This window comes from Angustibacter aerolatus (assembly GCF_054776675.1).
Map to the genome: position 1 here is coordinate 1 of NZ_BAAHBM010000186.1, position 1,606 is coordinate 1,606.

General features: G+C 81.6%; 1 pseudogene. It reads left to right on the top strand.

The features are described from left to right. Positions 1-1,606, top strand: a pseudogene (locus tag ACYVI6_RS18685) (hypothetical protein); the annotation flags it as partial.

Sequence of the window (1,606 nt, forward strand, 5' to 3'; positions counted from 1 at the left end):
GTGCGCCCGCTGCTCGTGCCGCGGTCGGCCGCCGGGCGCCGCGCCGCCCAGGCCGTCGTCGCCTGGGCCAGCCGCGAGCCCGACACCGCCCAGGTGCCCGCGCCGGGTGCGACGTCCCTCGACCTGACGGCGGCGCCCGCGGTCGAGGTCGGGCCCGACGCCGAGATCTCGACCGGGTCGACCGACCCGCCCGAGCCGGGGCCGACCGCCGACGAGGCGTCGTCGTGGGTCGTGCCGCCCGCCCGCTGGCCGCGCCGGGTGGCTCGTCACCCGCTCACCGGGGCGAGCCTGCTGGCGCTCGCCGTGGGGCTCGTCGCCGGCCGCGACCTGCTGGGTGCGGGGGTGCTGGCGGGCGGTGAGCTCGGCCGCGCCGAGGGCGACGGCGGCGACCTGCTGCACGGAGCGCTCGACGGCGTGCGCGGCGCGGGCCTCGGCACCGACACGGCCGGCTCGGGTCTGGGCGTGCTGCAGGCGGGCGTCGTCCGGTTGCTGCACCTGGTGTCCGGTGCCGCGCCGAGCCGCGCGCTCGACGTCCTGCTGCTCGGCGCACCGCTGCTGGCCACCCTCACGGCGTACGCCGCGGCCGGCGCCGCCACCCGCTCGCGGGCCCTGCGCACCTGGGCCGCGCTGACCTGGGGCCTCGCGCCGGTGCTGGCGACCGGCGTCGGCGGTGGCCGGCTCGGACCGGTCGTCGCGCACGTGCTGGTCCCGCTCGTGGCCGCCGCCCTGGCTCGCGCCCTGGGGGCCGGTGCGGTCGACCGCGTGCGCGGTGGCGGCCCGACGGCCGCGGCCTGTGCCGCGGCGCTGGGCCTGGCGGTGCTCGGCGGGCTGGTGCCGGTGTGGCTGGTGGCCGGGCTGCTGGTCGCGCTCGGCGGGCTGCTGGCCGGCCGCGGTGCGACCCGGCTGCGGGCGCTGGCCGTGCTCGTGCTCGCACCCGCGCTGCTCGGCCCGTGGCTCCTGCAGGTGGCCGGCCACCCCGCGCTGCTGCTCGCCGGTCCCGGTGCGCTCGCCGACGGTGCGGCCGCCGGCGGCTGGGACGGGCAGCTCGACGTCGCCGCCGGCGCGGCCGCGCTGCCGCTCGACCTGCCGCGCTGGGTCGCCGCGGTGCTGCTCGCCGTGCCGCTGCTGCCGGGTGTCGTCGTCCTGGTGCGCGGCGGACGTCGCGGCCGGGTCGCGGGCGCCGCCTGGCTGCTGGGCGTGCTCGGCCTGGCGCTCGCGCTGCTCGCCCCGCACCTGGTGCTCGCCTCGACCGCCACCAGCCGGCCGGTGCACGCGCTGCCCGCCACCGGCCTGTCGCTGCTGCTGCTCGCCGTCCTCGTGGCCGTGCTGAGCGGGGCCGACGGTCTGCGGGCCCGGCTCGTCGGGCACGGCCTCGGGTGGCGGCAGCTCGTGCTCGCGCCGGTCGTGCTCGTGGCGGTGCTCGCCCCCGTCGTCGCCGGTGCGGCCTGGGTGCTCACCGGCACCGCCGGACCGCTCGACCGCATCGCCCCGACCGCGCTGCCCGCCGTGGCCGCCGACGCGGCGACCGGCCCGGCCGCCGTCCGCACGCTCGTGCTCGACCAGGCCGGCGACGGCGCCCCGGTGCGCTACCGGCTGGCCGGTGGCG